The organism is Bradyrhizobium sp. STM 3809, assembly GCF_000239795.1.
GTDB lineage: Bacteria > Pseudomonadota > Alphaproteobacteria > Rhizobiales > Xanthobacteraceae > Bradyrhizobium.
The window spans coordinates 1-24,074 of record NZ_CAFJ01000590.1 but is presented as its reverse complement, the minus strand read 5'-3'; the positions used below and the strand labels follow the sequence as shown (position 1 = coordinate 24,074).

Annotated in this window: 22 protein-coding genes and 1 pseudogene; 22 read left to right on the top strand and 1 reads right to left on the bottom strand. The window is 68.1% G+C overall.

What is annotated here, in order from left to right; genetic code table 11:
- From BRAS3809_RS26670 to BRAS3809_RS26590, 17 genes and pseudogenes are all read left to right on the top strand, one after another.
- A pseudogene (locus tag BRAS3809_RS26670) lies at positions 1-915 on the top strand (branched-chain amino acid ABC transporter permease); the annotation flags it as partial.
- Between the two features lie 4 nt (positions 916-919).
- Positions 920-1,702 carry an ABC transporter ATP-binding protein gene (locus BRAS3809_RS26665; protein WP_008965117.1) on the top strand — a complete coding sequence of 261 codons (783 nt, stop codon included), beginning with the start codon at positions 920-922 and terminating at the stop codon, positions 1,700-1,702.
- Entirely contained in the window at positions 1,695-3,914 is a 2,220-nt protein-coding gene (locus tag BRAS3809_RS26660; protein WP_008965116.1) for an ABC transporter permease, read from the top strand. Before BRAS3809_RS26665 ends, BRAS3809_RS26660 begins: the two co-directional genes overlap by 8 nt.
- A 5-nt stretch (positions 3,915-3,919) precedes the next feature.
- On the top strand, positions 3,920-4,765 hold the full coding sequence (locus tag BRAS3809_RS26655) for a phosphoenolpyruvate hydrolase family protein (protein WP_008965115.1): 846 nt from the start codon (positions 3,920-3,922) through the stop codon (positions 4,763-4,765).
- A gap of 75 nt (positions 4,766-4,840) precedes the next feature.
- Positions 4,841-7,729, top strand: coding sequence for a flotillin family protein (locus BRAS3809_RS26650; RefSeq protein WP_008965114.1), 2,889 nt, complete (start codon positions 4,841-4,843; stop codon positions 7,727-7,729).
- A 6-nt stretch (positions 7,730-7,735) separates the two neighbouring features.
- On the top strand, positions 7,736-8,173 hold the full coding sequence (locus BRAS3809_RS26645) for an SRPBCC family protein (RefSeq protein WP_006609919.1): 438 nt from the start codon (positions 7,736-7,738) through the stop codon (positions 8,171-8,173).
- A 3-nt stretch (positions 8,174-8,176) separates the two neighbouring features.
- On the top strand, positions 8,177-8,620 hold the full coding sequence (locus BRAS3809_RS26640; RefSeq protein WP_008965113.1) for an SRPBCC family protein: 444 nt from the start codon (positions 8,177-8,179) through the stop codon (positions 8,618-8,620).
- Positions 8,621-8,636: 16 nt separating this feature from the next.
- A complete protein-coding gene (locus tag BRAS3809_RS26635) occupies positions 8,637-9,458 on the top strand; it encodes an FAD binding domain-containing protein (protein ID WP_008965112.1) in 822 nt (273 codons plus the stop codon).
- A 3-nt stretch (positions 9,459-9,461) separates the two neighbouring features.
- On the top strand, positions 9,462-9,938 hold the full coding sequence (locus BRAS3809_RS26630; protein ID WP_008965111.1) for a (2Fe-2S)-binding protein: 477 nt from the start codon (positions 9,462-9,464) through the stop codon (positions 9,936-9,938).
- Between the two features lie 12 nt (positions 9,939-9,950).
- On the top strand, positions 9,951-11,516 hold the full coding sequence (locus BRAS3809_RS26625) for a xanthine dehydrogenase family protein molybdopterin-binding subunit (RefSeq protein ID WP_008965110.1): 1,566 nt from the start codon (positions 9,951-9,953) through the stop codon (positions 11,514-11,516).
- Between the two features lies 1 nt (position 11,517).
- Positions 11,518-12,540, top strand: a complete 1,023-nt coding sequence (locus BRAS3809_RS26620) for a xanthine dehydrogenase family protein molybdopterin-binding subunit (protein WP_008965109.1) — start codon at positions 11,518-11,520, stop codon at positions 12,538-12,540.
- 6 nt (positions 12,541-12,546) lie between these two features.
- Positions 12,547-13,428, top strand: a complete 882-nt coding sequence (locus BRAS3809_RS26615) for an AAA family ATPase (protein WP_008965108.1) — start codon at positions 12,547-12,549, stop codon at positions 13,426-13,428.
- Positions 13,425-14,543 carry a VWA domain-containing protein gene (locus BRAS3809_RS26610; protein WP_008965107.1) on the top strand — a complete coding sequence of 373 codons (1,119 nt, stop codon included), beginning with the start codon at positions 13,425-13,427 and terminating at the stop codon, positions 14,541-14,543. The genes BRAS3809_RS26615 and BRAS3809_RS26610 overlap by 4 nt, the downstream gene beginning before the upstream one ends.
- A complete protein-coding gene (locus BRAS3809_RS26605) occupies positions 14,540-15,427 on the top strand; it encodes an amidohydrolase family protein (protein ID WP_008965106.1) in 888 nt (295 codons plus the stop codon). Before BRAS3809_RS26610 ends, BRAS3809_RS26605 begins: the two co-directional genes overlap by 4 nt.
- Before the next feature lie 39 nt (positions 15,428-15,466).
- Positions 15,467-16,315 (top strand): MBL fold metallo-hydrolase, encoded by an 849-nt coding sequence (locus BRAS3809_RS26600; protein WP_008965105.1) that lies wholly within the window; start codon positions 15,467-15,469, stop codon positions 16,313-16,315.
- A gap of 18 nt (positions 16,316-16,333) precedes the next feature.
- The gene (locus BRAS3809_RS26595; protein WP_008965104.1) at positions 16,334-17,923 is read left to right on the top strand and encodes an isochorismatase family protein; all 1,590 of its coding nucleotides are present in this window, start codon (positions 16,334-16,336) and stop codon (positions 17,921-17,923) included.
- Between the two features lie 3 nt (positions 17,924-17,926).
- Positions 17,927-18,553: an FMN-dependent NADH-azoreductase gene (locus tag BRAS3809_RS26590; protein ID WP_008965103.1), complete on the top strand. Its 627-nt coding sequence runs from the start codon at positions 17,927-17,929 to the stop codon at positions 18,551-18,553.
- Between the two features lie 27 nt (positions 18,554-18,580).
- Here the strand turns inward: BRAS3809_RS26590 and BRAS3809_RS26585 are convergent, their stop codons facing one another.
- Complete coding sequence (locus BRAS3809_RS26585) at positions 18,581-19,450, bottom strand: LysR substrate-binding domain-containing protein (protein WP_008965102.1); 870 nt, start codon at positions 19,448-19,450, stop codon at positions 18,581-18,583.
- Between the two features lie 109 nt (positions 19,451-19,559).
- Between BRAS3809_RS26585 and BRAS3809_RS26580 the strand changes: the two genes are divergently transcribed.
- The 5 genes from BRAS3809_RS26580 to BRAS3809_RS26560 all read left to right on the top strand — a co-directional run.
- Positions 19,560-20,309, top strand: coding sequence for an SDR family NAD(P)-dependent oxidoreductase (locus BRAS3809_RS26580; protein ID WP_008965101.1), 750 nt, complete (start codon positions 19,560-19,562; stop codon positions 20,307-20,309).
- 15 nt (positions 20,310-20,324) lie between these two features.
- Complete coding sequence (locus BRAS3809_RS26575; RefSeq protein ID WP_008965100.1) at positions 20,325-21,173, top strand: transketolase; 849 nt, start codon at positions 20,325-20,327, stop codon at positions 21,171-21,173.
- The gene (locus BRAS3809_RS26570) at positions 21,173-22,186 is read left to right on the top strand and encodes a transketolase family protein (protein WP_008965099.1); all 1,014 of its coding nucleotides are present in this window, start codon (positions 21,173-21,175) and stop codon (positions 22,184-22,186) included. The genes BRAS3809_RS26575 and BRAS3809_RS26570 overlap by 1 nt, the downstream gene beginning before the upstream one ends.
- 82 nt (positions 22,187-22,268) lie before the next feature.
- Positions 22,269-23,294 (top strand): TRAP transporter substrate-binding protein, encoded by a 1,026-nt coding sequence (locus BRAS3809_RS26565; protein WP_008965098.1) that lies wholly within the window; start codon positions 22,269-22,271, stop codon positions 23,292-23,294.
- Positions 23,291-24,074 (top strand): TRAP transporter small permease (locus tag BRAS3809_RS26560; RefSeq protein WP_035658828.1); only part of this gene is annotated, 784 nt, incomplete at its 3' end. The genes BRAS3809_RS26565 and BRAS3809_RS26560, both read left to right, overlap by 4 nt.

The window sequence follows — 24,074 nt, the reverse complement described above, 5'->3', positions numbered from 1 at the left end:
ACGACGCTCATTCTCGGGACCATCGCGCTGAGCCTGATGTTCCTCGCCGGCTAGGGCGGCATGGTCAGCCTGATGCAGCTGACCATCGCGGGCTTTGCCGGCTACATGGTCGCGGTGTTCGGGGTCAGCGGCAACGCCAATATCAGCCTGGGCTGGCCGTGGTGGCTGGCGACGCCGATGGCGCTGGTGCTCGCGGTGCTGTTCGGCACGCTCGGCGGCGCGCTGGCAGTGCGCACCGAAGGCATCTACACCATCATGATCACGCTGGCGATCGGCGCCGCGTTCTACTACTTCACCAACCAGAACTGGGCGATCTTCAACGGTCACACCGGCATCAACACGATCGCGACGCCGCATTTCCTCGGCATCGACTGGCGCAGCGACATCGCCTTTTATTATCTGATCCTGGCGGTTGCGGCGCTGTGCTATTTCGCCGTGCTCTATCTGTCGCGCGCGCCGTTCGGCCTGGCGTTGCAGGGCGTGCGCGACAACCCCAGGCGCATGGCGGCGCTCGGCTTCAACGTCAACGCCCATCGCATCGCGGCCTACGCCTTCGCTGCGCTGATCGCCGGGCTCGGCGGCGTGCTGCAGGTCTGGAACTACCGGCAGATCTCGCCGGGCTCGGTCGCGGTCGAGCGCTGCATCGACATCCTGATCGTCGCAGTGGTCGGCGGCATCACCCGTTCGGTCGGGCCCTATATCGGCGCCTTCATCTTCGTGATCCTGCGCACCTTCGCGCTGGACTTCCTGGTCAAGGTCGGTCTGGACGGCAACAGGTTCCGTCTGCTGATCGGCCTCGGCTTCCTCGCCATCGTGTTCTGGTCGTCCGATGGCGTCATCGGCCTCTACGAACGCTGGCGCAGGCGCGGCCAGCAGGAGACGCGGTCGCGTCCGGGAGGCCACGGCCATGGATAGGGTGATGGACAGGGTGGCGGACCGGCTCTCGGCGCTCGGCTCGACCGCCGCGCTGGAACTGCGCGGCGTCACCCGGATGTTCGGCGCGCTGGCGGCGCTCACCGACATCACCATCACGGTCCGGCCGGGCGAGCGACGCGCCGTGCTGGGCTCGAACGGCGCCGGCAAGACGACGTTGTTCAACTGCGTGACCGGCGACTTCCTGCCGACCTCGGGCACGATCCGCTTCTTCGGCGAGGACATCACGGCCTTTCCGCCCCATGAGCGGATCCGGCGCGGACTGCGGCGAACCTACCAGATCTCCGCGCTATTCCTCGGCCTCACCGTTCGCGACAACGTCTATCTTGCCTGCCGAGGGGTCTCGCGCGCCCGCTTCTCGATGCTGCGTCCCGGTGCCAACGACGCCTTGATGCAGGCGGCGGAGCGTCTGATCGAGGCGGTGCATCTGACCTCGGTGCGCGATCAGCTGGTGTCCGAGCTCGCCCATGGCCAGCAGCGCCAGCTCGAGATCGCGCTCGCGCTCGCCGGCGCGCCGCGCTTCATCCTGTTCGACGAGCCGGCGGCCGGCCTGTCGCCGACCGAGCGGCGCGAGCTGGTGGAGATCCTGACCGCGCTACCGCCGCACATCGGCTATATCATCATCGAGCACGACATGGACGTGGCGCTGCGCGTCGTCGAGAGCGTCACGATGATGCACAACGGCCGCATCTTCAAGGAGGGCGCGCCGCACGAGATCGAATCCGATCCGGAGGTGCAGGAGCTGTATCTCGGAGGCGGCCATGAATGAGGTCCGCAGTTCGGCTCCCGCGCTCGAGGTTCGCGCCCTCGACGTCTACTACGGTCACTCCCACGCGCTGCAGGGCGTCGATCTCCGGCTCGACACCGGCGTGTTCTCGCTGGTCGGCCGCAACGGCATGGGCAAGACCACGCTGTGCAAGGCGATCATGGGCCTGCTGCGGCCGTCCGGCGGCTCGGTGCGGCTGCGCGGCAATGACATCACCGGGCTCAATCCGGCGCGCATCGCACGGCTCGGCGTCGGCTATGTGCCGCAGGGCCGGCGCCTGTGGCGCTCGCTCAGCGTCGACGAGCATCTGCGGCTGGCGGCCGGCCTGCGCCGCGGCGCCTGGACCGTCGAGCGGGTCTACGAGACGTTTCCGCGGCTTGCCGAGCGCCGCAACAATGGCGGCGGCCAGCTGTCCGGCGGCGAGCAGCAGATGCTCGCGATCTCGCGCGCGCTGCTGACCAATCCGCAGCTGCTGATCATGGACGAGCCGACCGAGGGGCTCGCGCCGGTCATCGTCGCTCAGGTCGAGGAGATGCTGATCCGGCTCGGCCAGGATGGCGACATCGCGGTGCTGGTGATCGAGCAGAACATCGGCGTCGCCACCGCGATCTCGCCGCGCGTGGCGATCATGGTCAACGGCCGCATCAACCGCATCATCGACTCAGGCCGCCTCGCCGCCGATCGCGAACTGCAGCAGCGTCTGCTCGGCGTCGGCCAGCATGCCGGCGACGAGACCGATCTCGGCGCCGAGCAGGTCAGGGACGAGCCGGTCGTACGCGCCGCTGCGCCGGCAGCGCCGAAAGCAGCGCCGGTCAAGGTCTACGTCTCCAATCCGGTGCTGCCGACGCGCTGGTCGCAGCCGGTGCCGATCGCGCAGATCGAGAGCAAGGCGCGCACGGTGTCGACCAGCGTCACGCGCCTAGACGATGCGGCACGCCAAGGCCGTGAGCGCCCCACCGCGATCACATCAGGGCCGCCGGCGGTGATCGTGGTCGGCACGCTCGACACCAAGGGTGACGAGCTGCGTTTCATCCGCGACATCATTGCCGGCCATGGTTTACGCACGCGGCTGGTCGACGTCTCGACCAGCGGGCGGCACGCGAGCTGCGATGTCTCGGCGCAGGAGATCGCGCTCAATCATCCGCGCGGCGGCGCGGCCGTGTTCGGCTCCGACCGTGGCGCCTCCGTCACCGCGATGGCCGATGCCTTCGCGCGCTGGCTGCGCCGGCAGGACAATGTCGCCGGGATCATCTCGGCGGGCGGCTCCGGCGGCACGTCGCTGGTCGCGCCAGGGATGCGCGAGCTGGCCGTCGGCGTGCCCAAGCTGATCGTCTCGACGGTCGCTTCGGGCGACGTCGGCGCCTATGTCGGCCCGGCCGACATCACGATGATGTACTCGGTCACCGACGTCCAGGGCCTGAACTCGATCTCGCGGGCCGTGCTGAGCAACGCGGCGCATGCGCTGGCCGGCATGGTCATGGCGCGGCAGCAAGCGTCTGCCGCCCCGGATCGCAGCAAGCCGCAGCGGCCGGCGATCGGAATCACGATGTTCGGCGTCACCACCCCGGCGGTGCAGAAGATCACGGCGGAGCTGCGCGACGACTACGAATGCCTCGTCTTTCACGCCACCGGCGTCGGCGGCCGCTCGATGGAGAAGCTGGTCGATTCCGGCCTGCTCGCCGGCGTGGTTGATCTCACCACGACGGAGGTCTGCGATCTCCTGATGGGCGGCGTGTTTCCGGCGACTGAGGACCGCTTCGGCGCCGTCATCCGCAGCCGCGTGCCCTATGTCGGGTCCGTCGGGGCGCTCGACATGGTCAATTTCGGCGCGCCCGAGACCATCCCCGAGCGCTATCGCGGCCGCAAGTTCCACGTCCACAATCCGCAGGTCACCTTGATGCGGACGACCCCGGCGGAGAATGCGCAGATCGGCCGTTGGATCGGCGAGCGGCTCAACCGCATGGACGGGCCGGTCCGGTTCTTCCTGCCCGAGAAAGGCGTCTCGGCGCTCGATGCGCAGGGACAGCCGTTCTTCGACCGCGAGGCGGATGAGGCGCTGTTCCGCAGCCTCGAACAGACGGTGCGGCAGACCTCGGGCCGGCGGCTCATCCGCGTGCCGCATCACATCAACGACAATGAGTTCGCGGCAGCGGTCATCGGCGCCATCAGGCCGATGCTCGGGCGGCTGCCGGCGCGGCGCAGACAGGCGAGGTGAGGGTCATGCCGAAATATGAGCGTGCACCGCTGCTGAAGAAGTTCCGCGACATGGTCCGTCGTGGCGTCCCGATCATCGGCGGCGGCGCCGGCACCGGCCTGTCGGCGAAATGCGAGGAGGCCGGCGGCATCGACCTGATCGTGATCTACAACTCCGGCCGCTACCGCATGGCCGGCCGCGGCTCGCTCGCCGGGCTGATGGCCTATGGCGACGCCAACGCAATCGTGGTCGAGATGGCGGCTGAGGTGCTGCCGGTCGTGAAGAGCACGCCGGTGCTGGCCGGCGTCAACGGCACCGATCCGTTTCGTGACATGGATGTGTTCCTGGATGAGCTGAAGACGCTCGGCTTCTCCGGCGTGCAGAACTTTCCGACCGTCGGCCTGATCGACGGCACCTTCCGTGCCAATCTCGAGGAGACGGGCATCTCCTATGCGCTCGAGATCGACATGATCGGTCGCGCCCATGACAAGGATCTGCTGACGACACCCTATGTGTTCAACGAGGCGCAGGCGACGGGCATGGCGATCGCCGGCGCCGACATCATCGTCTGTCATCTCGGGCTGACCACCGGCGGCTCGATCGGCGCGCAGACCGCGCCGAAGCTGGAGGACTGTCCAGGGCTGATCGACAGCTGGGCGTCGGCGGCGCTCAGCGTCAATCCGGAGATCCTGGTGCTGGCGCATGGCGGCCCGATCGCCGAGCCGGCCGATGCCGATTTCATCATGAAGCACACCAAGAACTGTCACGGCTTCTACGGCGCCTCCTCGATGGAGCGGCTGCCCGTGGAGCGGGCGCTGACCGAGCAGGTGCGACATTTCAAGGCGATCAGCTCGCGGCCGCGCCGCGTCTGAGACCACAACACGCGATCCGGCAGCAGCGGCGCAGCGCGCCGCGCTCGCCGGGCAGGAGACCGAAGGAGGAGTGTGATGTCCGGGGCATTGATCGGTGAGCTGATCCTGTGGCTGATCGTTGCGATCATCGTCATCGTGGTCGCCGTCTACATCGTCAACTGGCTGTACCACCGTTCCTCGAAAGAGGTCTCCTTCGTCCGCACCGGCTTCATGGGCGAGCGGGTCGTGATCAATGGCGGTGCCTTCGTGATGCCGTTCATCCACGACTACACGCCCGTCAACATGAACGTACTGCCGATGGGCATCACGCGGGCGAAGCAGGATGCCGTCATCACCCGCGACCGGATGCGCGTCGACGTCGAAGCCGATTTCTATGTCCGGGTGCAGCCGACCCGCGAGGCGGTGTCGATTGCCGCTGCGACGCTCGGCCGTCGCACCCTCGAACCGGAAAAGCTGCACGCGCTGCTGTCCGGCAAGTTCGTCTCGGCGCTGCGCTCGGTCGCCGCGGAGATGACCATGGAGCAGATGCACGAGCAGCGCGGCGACTATGTCGCGCGCGTCAAGGCGGCGGCCGCCGAGGCGCTGGCGCAGAACGGTCTGGAGCTGGAGTCGGTCGCGATCACCGATCTCGACCAGACCGACCTGGAGTTCTTCAATCCCTCGAACCGCTTCGATGCCGAAGGCTTGACCCGGCTGATGGAGGATATCGAGAGCAAGCGCAAGCTGCGCAACGACATCGAGCAGGACTCGATGATCAAGATCCGCACCCGCAACCTCGAAGCCGAGCGCGAGGCGCTGGAGATCGAGCGCGAGAGCGAAACCGCGCGGCTGGAGCAGGAGCGCGATATCGAGATGCGCCGCGCGCTGCAGCGGACAGAAGTGGCGCGCGAGCGGGCGCTGCGCGAGACCGAGGCTGAGCAGGCGCAGATCTCGGCGCGCGAGGCGATCGAGAAGGCGCGCATTGCCAACGAGCTGACGATCGCGGAAGCGCGCATCGCGGCCGAGCGCGACACGCGCCAGCGCGAGATCGAGCGCACGCGTGCGGTCGAGGAGCGCGAACTCTTGGCGCGTGAGGACATCGAGAAGGCCCGCATTGCCAATCAGCGCGCCATCGATGCCGCCCGAATTGAATCCGAGCGCGAGGTTCGCCAGCGCGATATCGAGCGCACGCGCACCATCGAGGAGGCCGAGATCGCCGCGCGCGAGGCGGTGGAGAAGGCGCGGATCCAGCAGGACCGTGTCGTCTCCGACGCGCGCATCGCCAATGACGAGGAGACCCGCCGCCGCGAGATCGAGCGCACCCGCGCCATCGAGCAGGCCGAGATCGCGGCGCGCGAGGCGACCGAGAAGGCGCGCATCGCGCAGACCACGATCGTCAATCTCGAGCGCATCAGCTCCGACGAGCGCACCCGCGCCACCGAGATCGCGCAGGTGCGTGCGATCCAGGAGGCGGAGATCGAGGCGCAGAAGGCGGTCGAGGCCGCCCGCATCGCGCGCGAGCAGGCGCTGTCGGCCGAGCGCATCGCCGCCGAGCATGCCACGCGCAAGCTGGAGATCGAGCGCAACCAGGGCATCGAGATCGCCGGCATTGCCGCGCGCGAGGCCACCGAAGCGAGCCGCATCGCCCAGGAGGAACGGGTGCGCGCGCTGGAGATCGCCCGTGTCAGGGCCATCGAGGAGGCCGACATCGCCTCCCGCGAGGCGATCGAGGCGGCGCGCATCGCGCAGGAACAGGCGGTCGCCGCCAAGCGCATCCTGTCGGAGAAGGAGACGCGCAGCCTGGAGATCGCGCGCACCGAAGCGGTCGAGGCCGCCGATCTCAAGCGGCGCGAGGCGGTCGAGCGGCGCCGCATCGAGGTCGAGCTGGCGCTGGAGGCCGAACGCATTGCCTCGTCGCGGACGCGCGAGGTGCTCAACATCGACCAGAAGAAGGCGATCGAGCTGGCCGACGAGGTCCGGGTGATCGAGCTTGCTGCCAAGCGCTCCGAGCGCATCGATGCCGACCGGCAGGTGAAGGAGGCCGAGATCCTGGCGCGCAAGCAGGTCGAGACCGCCGATGTGACGCGCGAGCAGGCGCTGGAAGCCGCGCGGCTCGAACGCCGCCGGTCGATCGAGCAGCTCGAGGTCGCGCGCGTGCAGTCGCTGCAGGAGGCGGAGATCGCCGCGCGCGAGGAGGTCGAGCGCGCGCGCATCGCCTCGGATCGCGGCCTCGACGAGGCCCGTATCGGCAGGGAGCGCGAACTGCGCAAGCTCGAGGTCAACCGCGAGAAGGACGTCGAGACGGCGCTGATGGAGAAGGCGATCGCGCTGTATCAGAAGTCGCTGGAGGAGTCCGCTGCCAAGGTGACCGCCGAGGAGGCGCGCACGCGCGCCACCGAAGCCGCGGAGAAGGTGATTACCGCGCGCGAGAGCGAGATCGCCCGCCGGCGCAAGACGGTCGAGGTGCTACTCGCCGAGAAGCAGGCGGAGGAGACGCGGATCGCGGCCGAGGCCGAGCGCGTGCGTGCGGCCGTGGAGGCCGAAGCGCAGCGGCTGCTCAACGAGGCCGAGAACGTGCTGACCGACCAGGCCCGCTACTCGCTGTTCCGCCGCAAGCTGCTCGACCGCATCGAGGGCATCGTGCGCGAGAGTGTCAAGCCGATGGAGAAGATCGAGGGCATCCGCATCCTCCAGGTCGACGGCCTCAACGGCCATGGCGGCAACGGCAATGGCGGCCGCAGCGCGACCGACGAGGTGATCGACTCCGCGCTGCGCTACCGCGTTCAGGCGCCGCTGATCGACTCCATCCTCTCCGACATCGGCGTCGAGGGCGGCAGCCTCGCCAAGATGCCGGGCCTGATCCGCGAAGCGCGGGACATGCAGGGCATCCGCAAGGACACCGCCGCGCGCAAGGACGCGGGTGGAGGCGGTGACGGCGGCCCATCGGAGCCGCCGGCCGATCGCGGTCCGCGCAAGAAGGGGTGATGCGTGATGGCGAGGGTCTACGTCTCTACCGTCGTTAATGCCCGCAACGATCGCGTCTGGGCGCGCGTTCGCGACTTCAACGGCTTGCCGAACTGGCACCCGGCGATTGCCGAGAGCCGGATCGAGGGCGGCGAGCCCGCCGACAAGATCGGCTGCGTCAGGGATTTCCGCCTACGCAACGGCGACCGTATCCGTGAAAAACTGCTCGGCCTGTCCGATTACGACATGTTCTGCACCTATTCGATCCTGGAATCGCCGATGGGCGTCTCGAACTACGTCGCGACCTTGCGGCTGACGCCGGTGACCGACGGCGACAAGACCTTCCTGGAATGGACCGCCGAGTTCGACTGCGCGCCGGAGCGCGAGGCCGATCTGGTCGGCTCGATCGGCGGCGGCGTGTTCCAGGGCGGCTTCGATGCGCTCAAGCGGGCGTTTGGAGGCTAGGCCGTGCCGCACATCGTCAAGAGCACGATCATCGACGCGCCGACCGACCGGGTCTGGGAGGTGCTGCGCGACTTCAACGGTCATGACCGCTGGCATCCGGCGGTCGCGACCTCGGCGATCGAACGCTCGCAGACCTCCGACAAGATCGGCTGCGTCAGGCGCTTCCGGCTGCAGGACGGCTCCGAGTTGCGCGAGCAGTTGCTGGCGCTGTCCGATCTCGAACAGAGCTTCAGCTACTGCCTGCTCGATACGCCGGTCGCGCTGTTCAACTACGTCGCCCACGTCCGGCTGCTCCCGGTGACCGATGGCGACCGCACGTTCTGGCACTGGGAGAGCCGCTTCACGACGCGGCCGGAGCAGGCCGAGGCGCTGACGCGCATGGTCGCGGAAGACATCTACCAGGCCGGCTTCGAGGCGATCCGATCGCATCTCAAGCAGGCCGCATGACAGACGAGGTGAATCGATGCCGGTGACGGTGAAGACATTCCAGGCGCTGAGCGAGGCGGCTTCCGCGCTGTCGTCGGACCGCGCCGCGCGCTATCTCGGCGGCGGTACGCTGGTCATGCGCGATCTCAACGAGGGCGACGTCTCGATCGCGACCGTGGTGCGCGCCACCGATCGGGCGTTGCAGGGCATCGATGCGGCCGGCGCGCGCGTCCGTGTCGGCGCGGGGGTCACCTTCGCCCGCGTGCTCGCCGAGCGTGACCTCGCGTTCCTGCATCCGGCGGCGCGTTCGATCGGCGGCCCCGCCGTGCGCAACATGGGCACCGTCGGCGGCAATCTGTTCGCGCCGGCCCCGTTCGGCGATTTCACCGTGGCGCTGCTGGCGCTCGACGGCATGGTCTCGCTGCAGGGCGGCTTTGGTTTGCGCGACGTGCCGCTCGAGGAATTCCTGCAATCGCGCGACCGCCACGCCGGCGCGCTGGTCGTCGCCGTGTCCTGCATCAGGCCGGCGTCGGCCGATGCGTTCCGCTATCGCAAGATCGCCCGCATCAAGCCGAAGGGCGGATCGGTGATCACGCTCGCGGCGCACCTTCCGCAGAGCGGCGGGCGCGTCACCGGCGCCCGCATCGCGCTGGGTTCGATGGCCCCGACTGCGATCCGTGCCAAGGCGGCCGAGCGCGCGCTCGAAGGCAGGCCCCTCGATGCCAGTGCGATCGGCGCCGCCGCGGGCGCCGCCGGCGAGGGTACGGCGCCAACGGACAATTCGCTTGCGAGCGCGTGGTACCGCCGCGAGGTCGTCGGCGTGCATCTGCGGCGGCTATTGTCGGGACAGGAGAGCTAGGCCATGGCGAAGACCCCGCTGCAGTTCCGGCACAATGGCCGCGATGTCGCGCTGTTCGTCGACGGCGGCACCAACCTGCTGGTCGTGTTGCGCGAGATGCTCGGCGACGTCACGCCGAAATTCGGCTGCGGGCAGGGCGGCTGCGGCGCCTGCACCGTGCTGATCGATGGCGAGGCGCATCTCTCCTGCCTGACGCTCGCCGAGGCCGTCGAGGGACGCGCGGTCGAGACGCTCGACGGCATCAAGACCGGCCCGAACCTGCATCCGCTGCAACGCGCGTTCGCGGAGGGCTTTGCCGCGCAATGCGGCTATTGCACCCCGGGCATGCTGATGGCCGCCAAGGCGCTGCTCGACCGCAACCCGCAGCCGAGCCGCGAACAGGTGGTGGAAGCGATCTCCGGCAACATCTGCCGCTGCACCGGCTACGAGCCGATCATCAATGCGGTGCTGGCGGCGGCGTCGTCGCGCGCCAGCGCGTGAGGGATCACCATCATGCTGGAACTGCGCAAGGACATCTTCGCCGACGAGCGCGACGACAATCTCAACGAGGTCGGCAAGGGCACCCAGCGCCAGGACATGCTGGGCCACGTCACGGGCACCTCGACCTATTTCAACGACCACAAGCTGCAGGGCATGCTGCATGTCAGGGTCGTGAGGTCGACGCAATCGCATGCCCGGCTGCGCCGCATCGACACCAGCGAGGCCGAGCGGAGCGAAGGCGTCCGCCGGGTCATCCGCGGCGCTGATGTGCCGCGCAATCTGAATACGCTGCTCAGCCTGATCAATTTCGGCAAGGACGACGAGCCGACATTGGCCGTCGACAAGGTGCGCTATCGCGGCGAGCCGATCGTTGCCGTGGTGGCCGAGACGCTCCGCGCGGCCGCCGAGGCGGCGGCCAAGGTGCGTGTGGACTACGAGAGCTTGCCGTCGGTGTTCGATGTCGAGGAAGCACTGAAGCCGGGCGCGCCCACGGTCAACGAGACCTATCCGAAGAACACGTTTACATATCACGAGCGCTACGACCACCAGAAGCTGCGCTTCGGCGATGTCGAGCGCGGCTTCGCCGGGGCCGACCACGTGCTGGAGCAGCGCTACCAGATGTCGCCGATCGAGCACGCTCCGGTCGAGACCAACGGCTCGATCGCCGCGCCGGACACGAACGGTCGCTACGTGGTCTACACCTCGACGCAGGCCCTGTTCTTCTCGCTCGACACCTGCGCCAAGATCCTCGACCTTCCCTCGAACACCTTCCACTTCATCGGCGGCACCGTCGGCGGCGGCTTCGGCGGCAAGGTCGATACGCTGACAGAGCCGCTCGCCATCCTCGCGGCCATGCTGACCGGGCGGCCAGTGCGCTACGTACTCGGGCGCGAGGAGGAGATGCAGTTCGGGCCGCCGCGCGGCGCCGAGCGCATCTACATCAAGGACGGCGTGATGCGTGACGGGCGCATTGTCGCGCGGCAGATCCGCGGCTATTTCGACTCCGGCGCCTATACGCGGCTGTCGAGCTACGCGGTGGTGAAATGCGCCGCCCATCTGCCCGGGCCCTACACGATCCCCAACGTCCACGGCGACATCTACTGCGTCTTCACCAACCGTACGCCGGCCACCGCGATGCGCGGCTTCGGCATCACCGGCATGGACTTCGCGCTCGAATGCCAGATGGACAAGCTCGCGCATCTCATCGGCATGGACCCGATGGAGTTCCGAATCCTGAATGCGTACCGCGACGGGGACATGAAGGCGCATCGCCGCGAGGCCAAGAACACGGCGTTGATCGAATGTGTGCAGGTCGCTGCCGAGAAGGCGAAATGGCCGATCCGCGAGGAGTTCCGCCGGATGTCGTCGCGCAAGGATGGCGGCGGGGCACGGGCGGCAGTGCCGTCCACGCCACGTGAGCCGGCGCAGCCGCGCTCCGCACCGGCGCAGCAGCGCACCAGCTACGATCGTGGTCTCTCGATGCCACCGCAGCCCGACCCACCACCGCAGGCTCCTGCGCCGTCGCCGGGGCACGGCGCGACGCGGTTCTCGTCGGTGTTCGGCACGAGGAGGCGCTGAGATGGCGAGACACCGCGGCCGCGGTATGGCGGCGATCAACTATCCCATCGGCATGAATCTCGGCGGCGATCCGAGCCAGGCGCTGGTGCATTCCAACCCCAGCGGCAAGTTCACGGTGGCGCTGTCGTCGATCGATCTCGGGCAGGGCATGAAGTCGGTGACGCGCCAGATCTGCGCCGAGACGCTCGGCGTGCCGGTCGAGGACGTCTATGTCGACACCGCCGATTCCGACACCGGGCCGCATTGCATGGGCTCGTTCGCCTCGCGCGGCACCCATCGAGTCGGCAATGCCGTCATGGCGGCGGCCAAGGAGGCACGCGGCGTGATGATGGAGGCGGCCGCCGAGGAGCTCGAAGTCAATGCCAGCGATCTCGAAACCGACGGCCGCGGCAACATCCATGTCAAGGGCGCGCCGCACCGCTCGATCTCGGTCAAGGACGTCGCCATCGCCGCGCAGTTCCGCCAAGGCAAGACGATCTCCGGCCGCGGCATCTTCCTGGTGCCGCTGTCGGACGTCGATCCCGAGACCGGCGAGATGTCGCCGGCGACCTGCTACGCGCATGCCTGTCTGGTGGCCGAGGTCGAGGTCGACGACGAAACCGGCGAAGTCGGCGTGATCAGGATGGACTCGGCCTATGAGCTCGGCCGCGCGCTCAATCCGCGACTCGTCGAGCAGCAGCTGGTCGGCGGCGCCTGGATGGGCATGAGCCACGCGCTGTATGAGACGACCGAGCCGTATTATCCCGATCCGAAGCAGGGCCCGCGCGACTTCGTCGAATATCTGATGCCGGGACCCGGCGACATCTGCCCGCACGACATCGCCGTGCTGGAGCGGCCGGCCCCGGATGGACCGTTCGGCGGGAAGGGTCCCGGCGAGATGTGCGCCAATCCGGTGCTGCCGGCGATCGCGAATGCGATCTTCAATGCTGTCGGCGTGCGCATCGACGAGCTGCCGATCACGCCGGAAAAGGTGCTGCGCGCGATCAAGGCGCAGGGCGGCGCGCGGCCGCAGACGCGGCGGTGACGGCGCATGGTGGTCCGCAGCACCATCGTCGGCATCGACTCGCCGCAGGCGCTCGAAAAAGCGCTACGCGCGGCCTATTATCTCGCCGACGACGGGCTCTCCACCGCGGCCTATCTCGCGCTTGCTCTGGGCAAGCCGCTGCTGCTGGAAGGCGCGCCGGGTGTCGGCAAGACCGAGGCGGCGAAGGCCATCGCCGCGGTGCTCGGCCGCAAGCTGATCCGGCTGCAATGCTATGAGGGCATCGATGCCGCCGCGGCGCTCTACGAGTGGAACTATCCGCGCCAGATGCTCGCGATCCGCCAGGCCGGCGAGGAGAGCATCGACATCTATGGCGAGAGTTTTCTGATCGAGCGGCCGATGCTGGCCTGCCTGCGCGCGCCGGATGCGACCGTGCTGCTGATCGACGAGATCGACCGGGCCGACCAGGAGTTCGAGGCGTTCCTGCTCGAATTCCTGTCCGATTTCCAGATCTCGATTCCCGAGCGCGGCACGGTGCGCGCCGCCGAGCGGCCGATCGTGATCCTGACCTCGAACCGGACGCGCGATCTGCATGAAGCGTTGCGCCGCCGCTGCGTCTATCACTGGATCGACTATCCCGATGCCGAGCGCGAGGCGCGGATCGTGATGATGCGTGCGTCCACCGTCGCGGAGACCACCGCCCGCGCGGTGGTCGCGGCCGTCGCCAAGCTCAGGCGCGAGCCGCTGAGCAAGGCGCCCGGGATTGCCGAGGCGGTCGACTGGGCCGAGGCCGCGACCTTGCTGAACCGGACCGGCGCGCGCTGGCCGGATGCGTTCAAGCGCTCGATCGGCGTCGCGCTCAAGGACGAGGAGGATCTGTCCTTCATCGCACCGCGGCTCGACGCGCTGCTGGCGGAGGCGATGACATGAGCGAGTCGCGTCTGCCGCAACCCGTGGAGATTCTTGTCAGCTTTGCCGCCTTGCTGCGGCGGAACGGCTTTGCCGTCGCGCCGGAGCAGACGACGTCGTTTCTGGCAGCGATCGCGCTGCTGGGGCCGACGAGCCTGGACGATATCCGCCGTGCCGGGGCGGCGACCCTGGCGCCGCCGCCCGAGCGCCTCGCCACCTACAATCTGCTGTTCGACATTCATTTCGGCGTGACCGACGCGGTGGCCCTCAACGAGTCCGATCAGCAGGACGACATCGTGCGGCTGCAGGAGGAGGGCGACGGCGCCGTCGATCCCGACATCGCCCAGGAGCAGAACGAGTCCGGGCTCGCAGCCACGCGCGCCGAGGCCCTGGTCGCGCGCCGCCTTGCTCCGGCGACCGGCGGTGATGCCTTGCAGCGTCTGGCGCATCAGGCCCGTGCAAAGCTGCCGAAGCGGCGTGGCCACCGGCGCATGCGCGCCCGGCGCGGCAGCTTCGTCGACCTGCGCCGGACCTTGCGCGAGAGCGTGCGGCGCGACGGCGAGGTACTGTCGCTGCGGCGGCTGAAGCGGCGGCCGCGGCTGCGCCGCCTGCTGGTGCTGATCGACGTGTCCGGCTCGATGAAGGCGCGGACCGAGGACAACATGCGGCTGGCGCATGTGCTGATGCAGGCCGTGCCGCAGGTCGAAGTGTTCACTTTGGGCACGCGGCTGACGCGCGTCACGCGGCCGTTGCGGCTGAAGCGGCGCGAGCAGGCGCTGCTCGCCGCCTCGCATCTCGTCAGCGACTGGGACGGTGGTACGCGGATCGGCGAGTCGCTGCAGGCGTTCCTTGCGGTGCCGCGCTTCTCGACTTACGCGCGCGGCGCCGCCGTGCTGGTGATCTCCGACGGGCTGGAGCGCGGCGATCATCAGGCGCTGCGCGAGGCCGTCTGGAAGCTGTCGCTGCGCGCCTGGCGGCTGAGCTGGCTGACCCCGCTCGCGACAAGTGCCGGCTTCAAGCCGCAGACCGAAGCGCTGCAGGCGATCGCGCCGTTCGTCGACGATATCGTGCCCGGCGGCTCCGACGAGGCCATTGTCGCGCATGTGCTGGCGCTGGCGCAGAGGAGGGCCGCATGAGCGGATATGTCGACGCGCATCATCACATCTGGCGCCAGGCCGATCTGCCCTGGCTGGTCGGGCCGATGCAGCCGCGGATCTTCGGGCCCTACGAGCCGATCCGGCGCGATTATCCCATCGAGGAATATCTCGCCGACGTCGCCGGCAACGGCGTGACGCAATCGGTCTACGTCCAGACCAACTGGGCGAAGGATGGTTTCGAGGATGAGGCCGCCTGGGTGCAGCGAACGGCCGACGAGCATGGTTTTCCCCATGCGATCGTCGCCTATGCCGATCTCGCTGTCGATGACGCGCGGCCGCAATTCGATCGGCTCGCCCGCTATCCGCTGGTGCGCGGCGTCCGGATGCAGCTGCACTGGCACGACAATCCGCTGTATCGCTTCGCGAGCGCGCCCGACGTCTGCAACGCCCCCAAGATCCGCGCCAACATCGCGCGGCTGGCCGACTATGGCTGGTCGTTCGACTTGCAGGTGTTCGCCGGACAGATGGACGGCGCTGCGGCGCTGGCCGAGAGCTGCCCGACCGTCACATTCATTCTGCAGCACGCCGGAATGCTGGAGGATCTGTCGCCCGCGGGACGAGAGCAATGGCGGGCCGGCATGCAGCGGCTGGCCGCCTGCCGCAACGTCGTCAGCAAGCTCTCCGGCCTCGGGACTTTCATCCGTCGGAACGATCCGGTCCATGTGGCCGCTGTCGTGCGCGAGACGATCGCCATGTTCGGTGCCGAGCGCTGCCTGTTCGGCTCGAACTTCCCGATCGAGAAGCTCTGGACGGACTATTGCGCGCTGGTGGCGGCTTACGAGGATGCGCTTCACGGCCTCGACAAGCATGCGCAAGCACAGGTGATGGGAGAAACCGCGCGGCAGGTCTATCGGCTCCGATGACGCCGCGCGCAACGACAACAAGAGCAACAGGGAACGCTCATGGCGCTGGAAATCAAGGTCCTCGACTATGGTGATATCGAGCTGGAATCGAGCTTCCTCGTGCTCGGCCGCGACTGCGGCCGCACCCGCCGGGTGCTGACGCTCGGCTTCCTGATCCTGGGTGGGCCGTACCCCGTCGTCGTCGACACCGGTTACCGCTCCAACCAGATCATGGAGACCTTGGGCATGCGCGGGCTGCAGTACCATGAGAACATGATCGAGAACCAACTGGCGCGGCACGGCGTGCGTATGGGCGACGTCCGCTACGTCTGCCACACCCATCTGCACATCGACCACGCCGGGAAGGACGATCTGTTCCCGATGAACACGACCGTGGTGCTGAACCGCCGTGAGCTGGAATACTCGGTGTCCGGTCTCATGCATCCGCAATATCCGGCGCCCGACATCAAGCATCTGATCGACCGGCTGCACACCAGGAGCGCGCTGCGCTTTCTCGATCTCGAGCTGACCGGGCCGGTCGAGCTGATGCCGGGCGTCTATTGCGAGGCGGCCAATGCTCATACCGAGGGGTCGATGAACATCCACGTCCACACAGCCGACGGCATCGCCACCATCTGCGGCGACGTGATCTACGATTTCAACGACCAGATCGTGACGCCGTTCAACGAGATCCAGGACGCCGAGCCGCGCACCACGGGCAATCACGGCACCTCGAAGCGCGCCGAGAAGGCGGCCATCAAGAAGCTCTTGTCGAGCTCGCGCTATCTGCTGCCCGTGCATGATCGTCCCGCCAAGATCGAGGGCGGGGTGGTGACGGGGCGGCTGCATGACCAGGTGCCGGGCCCGGTCGTGCAGTCGCTGCCGCAGCGGCACTGGTTTCCGGCGTGACCGGTGCGAGGAGCGGCCATGACCCATGTGACATTGCGCCCTGAGTTCGAGACCCTGATCGATCCCTACGCGCCGGTGGCGCAGGTCGCGACCGGCTTCGAGTTCACGGAGGGGCCGATCTGGCATCCGGCCGAGCAGTTCCTGCTGTTCTCCGACATGCCGGCGGATATCAGGCGACGCTGGGACGCCAAGCGCGGCGTCGTCGAGATGCGGCGGCCCTCGAACAAATGCAACGGCATGACCTACGATGCCGAGCTCAATCTCATCGTCTGCGAGCACGCGACGTCATCGCTGGTGCGCGAGCGCCCCGACGGGCGTCGCGAGATCCTCGCCTCGCACTACCAGAACCAGGAGCTGAACAGTCCGAACGACGTCTGCGTCCATTCCAGCGGTGCGATCTATTTCTCCGATCCGTGGTACGGCCGCATGCCGGTGTATGGCGTCGAGCGGCCGCGCCAGCTCGGCTTCCAGGGCGTCTACCGCGTGCCGCCGGGTGGCGGCGCGCCGCAGCTCCTGGTCGATCGCCATCTGTTCGATCAGCCGAACGGGCTGTGCTTCTCGCCCGACGAGCGGCTGCTCTATGTCAACGACACCGTGCAGGCCGTCATCCGCGTCTTCGATGTCGGCAGCGACGGCGCGCTGTCGAATGGCCGCGTCTTCGTCGGCGGCATTCGCTCCGAGCTGGAGCCGGGCGTGCCCGACGGCATGAAATGCGATCAGCGCGGCAATGTCTGGGTCACCGCGCCGGGCGGCGTCTGGGTCTACGCGCCCACGGGCGAGCTGCTCGGCAAGGTCCGCGTGCCGGAGCTGGTCGCCAATCTCGCCTGGGGCGGTGCGGACTTCCGCACGCTGTATCTCACCGCCACGCATTCGGTCTATGCTGTTGCAACCAAGATCGGCCCGCGCCACGAGCCCTATATGAGCGCGCGGCGCGCGGCTGCGCCATCATCGGCTGTGTCGGCGTCGTCGACGGCTCCCGCGCCGCCGCAACTCGCCTCCGGCGACATGCAGCTGGACCCGCGCCGCTGCGCCATGATCATCCAGGACCTGCAGAACGACGTCATCATGGATGGCGGCGCCTTCGCCGAGTCCGGCGCGCCGGGCCATGCCAAGCAGCAGCGCGTCGTCGACAATGTCCGCCGGCTCGCCGAGGTCGCCCGCGCCCGCGGCGTCGTCATCATTCACGTCTGGTTCGTGGTCGAGCCGGGCGCGCCCGGGGTGACGTTGAACGCGCCGCTGTTCGAGGGGCTGGTCGACAGCCGGGCGATGGTACGCGGCAGCTGGGGCGCGGCGCCCGTGGCAGGTCTCGAGCCGCGCAGCGGCGACTTCGTGGTCGAGAAGATGCGGATGAGCGCCTGGGAGGGGACGAGGCTCGAGACCATCCTGAAAGCGACCGGGCGCGACGTCATCATCAACACCGGCGCCTGGACCAACATGTCGGTCGAGCACACCGCGCGCACGGGCGCCGACAAGGGCTATTTCATGGTGGTGCCGGAGGATTGCTGCTCGACCATGAATGCCGACTGGCACAATGCCTCGATCAACTTCGCCCTGCAGAACGTCTCCGTCGTGACCAACGCGGATGCCGTGATCAAGGCGCTGGGGTAGGGGATGCCCAAGCTGCTTCACCTTGCCGCCTCGCCGCGCGCCGACTCGGAGTCCGGCGCGGCGGCGCGCGCTTTTGTTGAGCGCTTCAGGCAGGTGCGGCCGGGCTGGGATCTCGACGAGATGAATCTGTGGCGCGAGCATCTGCCGGAGTTCGACGGCGAGATCCTGCAGGCGAAGTACGCCCGCATGGGCGGACGGGCCTTCACCGAGGCCCAGCGCGCCGCCTTTGCGGTCGCCGAGCGCATGGCGGTGCGGCTCGATCTCGCCGAGCGCGTGGTGATCTCGACGCCGATGTGGAATTTCGGCATCCCCTACAAGCTCAAGCACTGGCTCGACATCATCAGCCAGCCCGGGCTCACCTTTCGCTTCGATCCCGCCAGCGGCTATCTCCCCTTGTTGAAGGACCGCCCGACGCTGGTGATCCTGGCGAGCGGCGGCGATTTCACCACCGGCATGAGCCGCGGCCGGACGGATCTCGCAACGCCCTATCTGCGCGAGGCGCTGCGCTTCATCGGCCTGCGCGACGTGACGTTCGTCGCGATCGGCCCGACCAGCGGGCCTGCGGAGCACACCGGCGCAGCGCGTGAGCGCGCGCATCGTCGGCTGGTCGACATGGCCGCACGGTTCTGAGCGGCTGATCACGCCGAGCCGTGCGTCTCACAGCTCCGACCTGATCCAATCGGCGAAGGCGCGCACCGCCGAGCGCTGGTGCTGGGTGCGTGGAATGACGAGACGGTGGCCGACATAGCGGACGTCGTTGGCGCGTCCCGCCAGCGGCGCGACCAGGCGTCCCGACGCCAGCTCGCGCTCGGCCAGCAGCGTCGATTCCAGCGCGACGCCGAGCCCTTCCGCCGCCGTGGCGAGAGCGAGAAAGCTGCGGTCGAAGCGCATGCCGTGCAGCGCCGGCGCTTCGAGGCCGTTGGCGGCGAACCATTGCTGCCACTGCACCTGCTTCATGTCGGAACGGATCAGCGTGTGCTCGAACAGGTCCGCCGGTCGCCGGATCGAGGCGGCGAGAGCAGGGGCGCAGAGCGGCGTCACCGTCTCCTCGGCGAGCGGCACGACCTCGGCGCCCTCGGCATGCGGCTGGCCGTAGACAATGTCGATGTCGAAATCGTCGTTCTTGAAGCGCGCGTAGTCGGTGTTGGCGGCGAGCCGCACCTCGAGCTTCGGATGCGCGGCGAGAAAGCGCGCCAGCCGCGGCGTCAGCCACTGTGCGGCAAAGCTCGGCGCCGAATGCACGCGCACCAGTTGCGGACCGCGCGCGGCGACCTCCTCGAGCCCGCGGCGGAGCTGATCGAAGGCGGCGCCGGCATGGCGCATCAGGTTCTCGCCGGCCGGCGTCAGGCGGACCGAGCGGGCGGTGCGCTCGAACAGCACGGTGCGCAAGGTCGCCTCCAGCTTGCGGATGGCGTGGCTGACCGCCGAGGGCGTCAGGTGAAGCTCATTCGCTGCATCGCGAAAAGAGCCGGTGCGGGCGGCGGCCTCGAAGGCCTTGATTGACGAGATGGGCACGTTCGACAGCATCCGATAAGTGAACCAGATTCATCTATCCGTGACAACTGCGCGTTTGTCGCCGCCGGTCCGAGCAGCCATGGTCAAGCCCAACAGAACGACACTTTGGGGAGGACGAAGAATGCTGCTCAGCGGCAAGACGGCGATCATCTCGGGCGCGGCCTCGAAGCGCGGCATCGGACTTGCCACCGCGCGGCGGTTCGCGGCCGAAGGCGCGAGGGTCGCGATCCTCGACATCGATGCGGCAGCGGCGGCGGAGGCGGCAGCCTCGCTCGGCGAAGGTCATATCGGTCTCGGCTGCAACGTCGCCGACAAGACCTCGTGCAACGACGCGGTGGCGCAGGTGGCCCGCCGGTTCGGCGTCATCGACATCCTCATCAACAACGCCGGCATCACCCAGCCCGTCAAGCTGCTCGACATCACTCCGGAAGATTGGGAGCGCATCCAGGACGTCAACCTCAAGGGCGTGCTGTTCCTGTCGCAGGCGGTGATCCCGCACATGCGCGCGCGCAAGACGGGCTCGATCGCCTGCATGTCGTCGGTCTCCGCGCAGCGCGGCGGCGGCATCTTCGGCGGCCCGCATTACTCCGCCGCCAAGGCCGGCGTGCTCGGCCTCGCCAAGGCGATGGCGCGCGAGTTCGGCCCCGACGGCATCCGCGTCAATTGCGTGACGCCCGGCCTGATCGGCACCGACATCACCGCCGGCAAACTGACCGACGAGATGAAAGCCAAGATCCTCGAAGGCATCCCGCTCAACCGGCTCGGCACGGCCGACGACGTCGCCGGCATCTACACGTTCCTGGCGTCTGACCTCTCCGCCTACGTCACCGGCGCGGTCATCGACGTCAATGGCGGCATGCTGATCCACTAAACCAGGGCTTTCTCCATGGATACCGCGACGACCTTGCGCGTCAATGCGCCGACCCTGGCGCAGCGCGCCTACAACATCCGCCGCAACGCGATCCGCATGGGCGAGGTGCAGGGCCAGGGCTACATCGCCCAGGCGCTCGACATTTCCGACGTGCTGGCGGTCGCCTATTTCCACGCGATGCGCTACCGGCCCGAGGATCCCGATTGGGAGGAGCGCGACCGCTTCCTGCTGTCCAACGGCCACTATGCGATCGCGCTCTATGCGGCGCTGATCGAGGCCGGAATCATCCCGGAGGCCGAGCTCGAAACCTATGGCAGCGACGACAGCCGGCTGCCGATGTCCGGCATGGCGTCCTACACGCCGGGCATGGAGATGTCGGGTGGCTCGCTGGGCCTCGGCCTGAGCATCGCCGTCGGCATGGGCCTCGGGCTGAAGCGCAAGAACTCGTCGTCGCGCGTCTACACGCTGTTCTCCGATGGCGAGCTCGACGAGGGCTCGGTGTGGGAGGCGATCTCCTCGGCTAGCCACTACAGGCTCGACAATCTGATCGCGATCGTCGACGTCAACAATCAGCAGGCCGACGGTCCTTCCAGGCAGGTGATGGGGTTCGAGCCGCTGGTCGCGAGGCTGGAGGCGTTCGGCTGGTTCGTGCAGCGCGTCGACGGCAACGATCTCGATGCCGTCGTGGCCGCGTTCGACACGGCCCGCACGCATGAGGCGCCGAAGCCGCGGATGATCGTGGCGGACACCTTGATGGGCAAGGGCGTGCCGTTCCTCGAACAGCGCGAGAAGAACCATTTCATTCGCGTCGAGCCGCATGAATGGCAGCTCGCGCTCGCTGCACTCGATGCCGGGAGGCCGTGATGAAGACGATGAGACCTGCGCCGGATCTCAGCAAGCCGCGCCTGACGACGTCGGCGATGATCGCCTCGATCGCCTCCGAGGGCCAGCGCACCGCGCCGGCGCCGTTCGGCCACGCGCTGGTCGAACTGGCGCGCCAGCGCGCTGACGTGATCGGCATGACCGCCGATCTCGGCAAGTACACCGACCTGCACATCTTCGCGAAGGAGTTTCCGGACCGCCACTACCAGATGGGGATGGCCGAGCAGCTGCTGTTCGGCGCCGCCTCGGGGCTTGCGGCCGAAGGCTTCATGCCGTTCGCGACCACCTACGCGGTGTTCGCCTCGCGCCGCGCCTACGACTTCATCCATCAGACCATCGCCGAGGAAGACCGCAATGTGAAAATCGCCTGCGCGCTGCCCGGCCTGACCTCGGGCTATGGGCCGAGCCACCAGGCAGCCGAGGATCTCGCGCTGTTCCGCGCCATGCCGAACATGACCGTGATCGATCCCTGCGATGCCCATGAGATCGCGCAGGTGGTGCCGGCGATCGCCGCGCATCAAGGCCCGGTCTACATGCGGCTATTGCGCGGACAGGTGCCACTGGTGCTCGACGAGTACGACTATAAGTTCGAGCTCGGCAAGGCCAGGCTGCTGCGTGACGGCCGCGACGTGCTGATGATCTCGTCCGGCCTGATGACGATGCGCGCGCTCGAAGCGGCCGCGGCGCTGTCGGATGATCGAGTCCACGTCGCCGTGCTGCACGTGCCGACGATCAAGCCGTTGGATACCGAGACCATCCTGCGCGAGGCCGGCCGCTCCGGCCGCCTCGTCGTGGTGGCCGAGAACCACACCGTGATCGGCGGGCTGGGCGAGGCCGTGGCCGGTCTCTTGATGCGCTCGGGCGTGCACGTGCCGTTCCGGCAGATCGGACTGCCCGATGCATTCCTCGACGCCGGCGCGCTGCCGACGCTGCACGACCGCTATGGCCTGTCGAGGTCCGAGGTCGTGAGGCAGGTGAAGGAATGGCTCGGCTAGCCGCCGGGCGCGCTCGCCATTGAAGATCCGGCGCGTGCAATGCGCCGGACCGTACGACAACAACACATCTGGGAGGACGGCCATGCGCAACGGAACGACGCGTCGACGATTCATGTCTGGAGCTCTGACCGGAGCTGCAGCTCTGCCTTTGATCTTCGGTAGCTCGCGCTTGGCGAACGCGGCCGAGTTCACGCTGAAGCTCGCGACCGGGCAGGACCCGTCGCACCCGGTCAACAAGCGCGCCCAGCAGGCGGCCGATCGCATCAAGGAGGCGAGCGGCGGCCGGCTCGAGATCAACATCTATCCCGCCAACCAGCTCGGCTCCGACACCGACCTCATCTCGCAGGTCCGCGTCGGCGCGGTCGATGCGATCAACATCGCAAGCTCCGTGCTGGCCACCCGCGTGCCGCTCGCCGGCATCGTCAATACCGGCTTCGCCTTCACGTCCTACGACCAGGTCTGGAAGGCAATGGACGGCAGCCTCGGTGATCACATCCGCAGGGACATCGAGAAGACCGGCGCGATCGCCTTGTCCAAGCCCTGGGACAACGGCTTCCGCCAGGTTACCTCGTCGACCCGCGAGATCAGGACGCCGGACGATCTCAAGAGCTTCAAGATCCGCGTGCCGGCGGCGCCGATCCTGACCAGCCTGTTCCAGGCGCTCGGCGCCGGTCCGACGCCGATCAACTTCAACGAGGTCTACACCTCGCTGCAGACCAAGGTGGTCGAGGGCCAGGAGAACCCGCTGCCGATCATCGCCACGGCGAAGCTCTACGAGGTCCAGAAATACTGCTCGCTGACCAGCCATGTCTGGGACGCCTACTGGATCCTCGGCAATCGCGCCGCCTTCGCCAAGCTGCCCTCCGACCTGCAGGCGCTGGTCACGCAGGAGTTCGGCAAGTCGGCGGATGACGAGCGCGCCGACATTGCCGCGCTCAGCCAGAGCCTGCGCGCCGATCTCGCCGCCAAGGGCTTCACCTTCGTCGATGTCGACAAGGAAGCGTTCCGCGCCGCGCTCGGCAAGAGCAGCTTCTACAAGGACTGGCGCGGCAAGTTCGGCGAGGAGGCCTGGAAGATCCTGCAGTCGAACGTCGGAGAGCTCGGATGAACAGTGTCGACGCGTCATTGGCAGCCTCCACGAAGCACGGCGTCGTCGAAGGCCTGGAGCGGGCGCTGACGAGGCTGATCGAGATTCCCGCGATCGTCGCGCTGGTCGCGGAAGTCGGGATCCTCATCACCGGTGTGACGGCCCGGTTCGCCTTCAACCGGCCGCTGACCTGGGCCGATGAGCTCGCGTCGATCACCTTTCTCTGGCTCGCGATGCTGGGCGCGGTGCTCGCGCTTGGCCGCGGCGAGCACATGCGGATGACCGCGCTGGTCGACCGCGTGAGCCTGCGCACCCGCGCGGTGCTGGAAAGCGCGGCGCTGATGGCGCCGGCGCTGTTCCTGGCGATCCTGCTGCATCCCGCGATCGACTATGCCGGCGGGCAGGCGTTCGCGGAGACGCCGGCGCTCGGCCTGCCGGACAGCGTGCGGGCAGGGGCGGTGCCGGTCGGCATCGCGCTGATGCTCGCCACCGCTCTGCTGCGCATGGCGCGCCACGCCTCGCGCGACATCGCCATCACGCTCGCGCTCCTCGCTGCGATCGCAGCCGTCCTGTGGGGCGCGGCGCCGGCGCTGAAGGCGCTCGGCAACTGGAACCTGATCGTGTTCTTCGCGATCCTGCTTGGCGCGGCCGTGCTGGCCGGCGTTCCCATCGCCTTCTGCTTCGGCCTTGCCACCGTCGCCTATCTGCTCACCGTGACATCGGCGCCGCTCGAGGTCGTGACCAGCCGGATCGACGAGGGCGTGTCGTCGCTGGTGCTGCTCGCCATTCCCCTGTTCATCC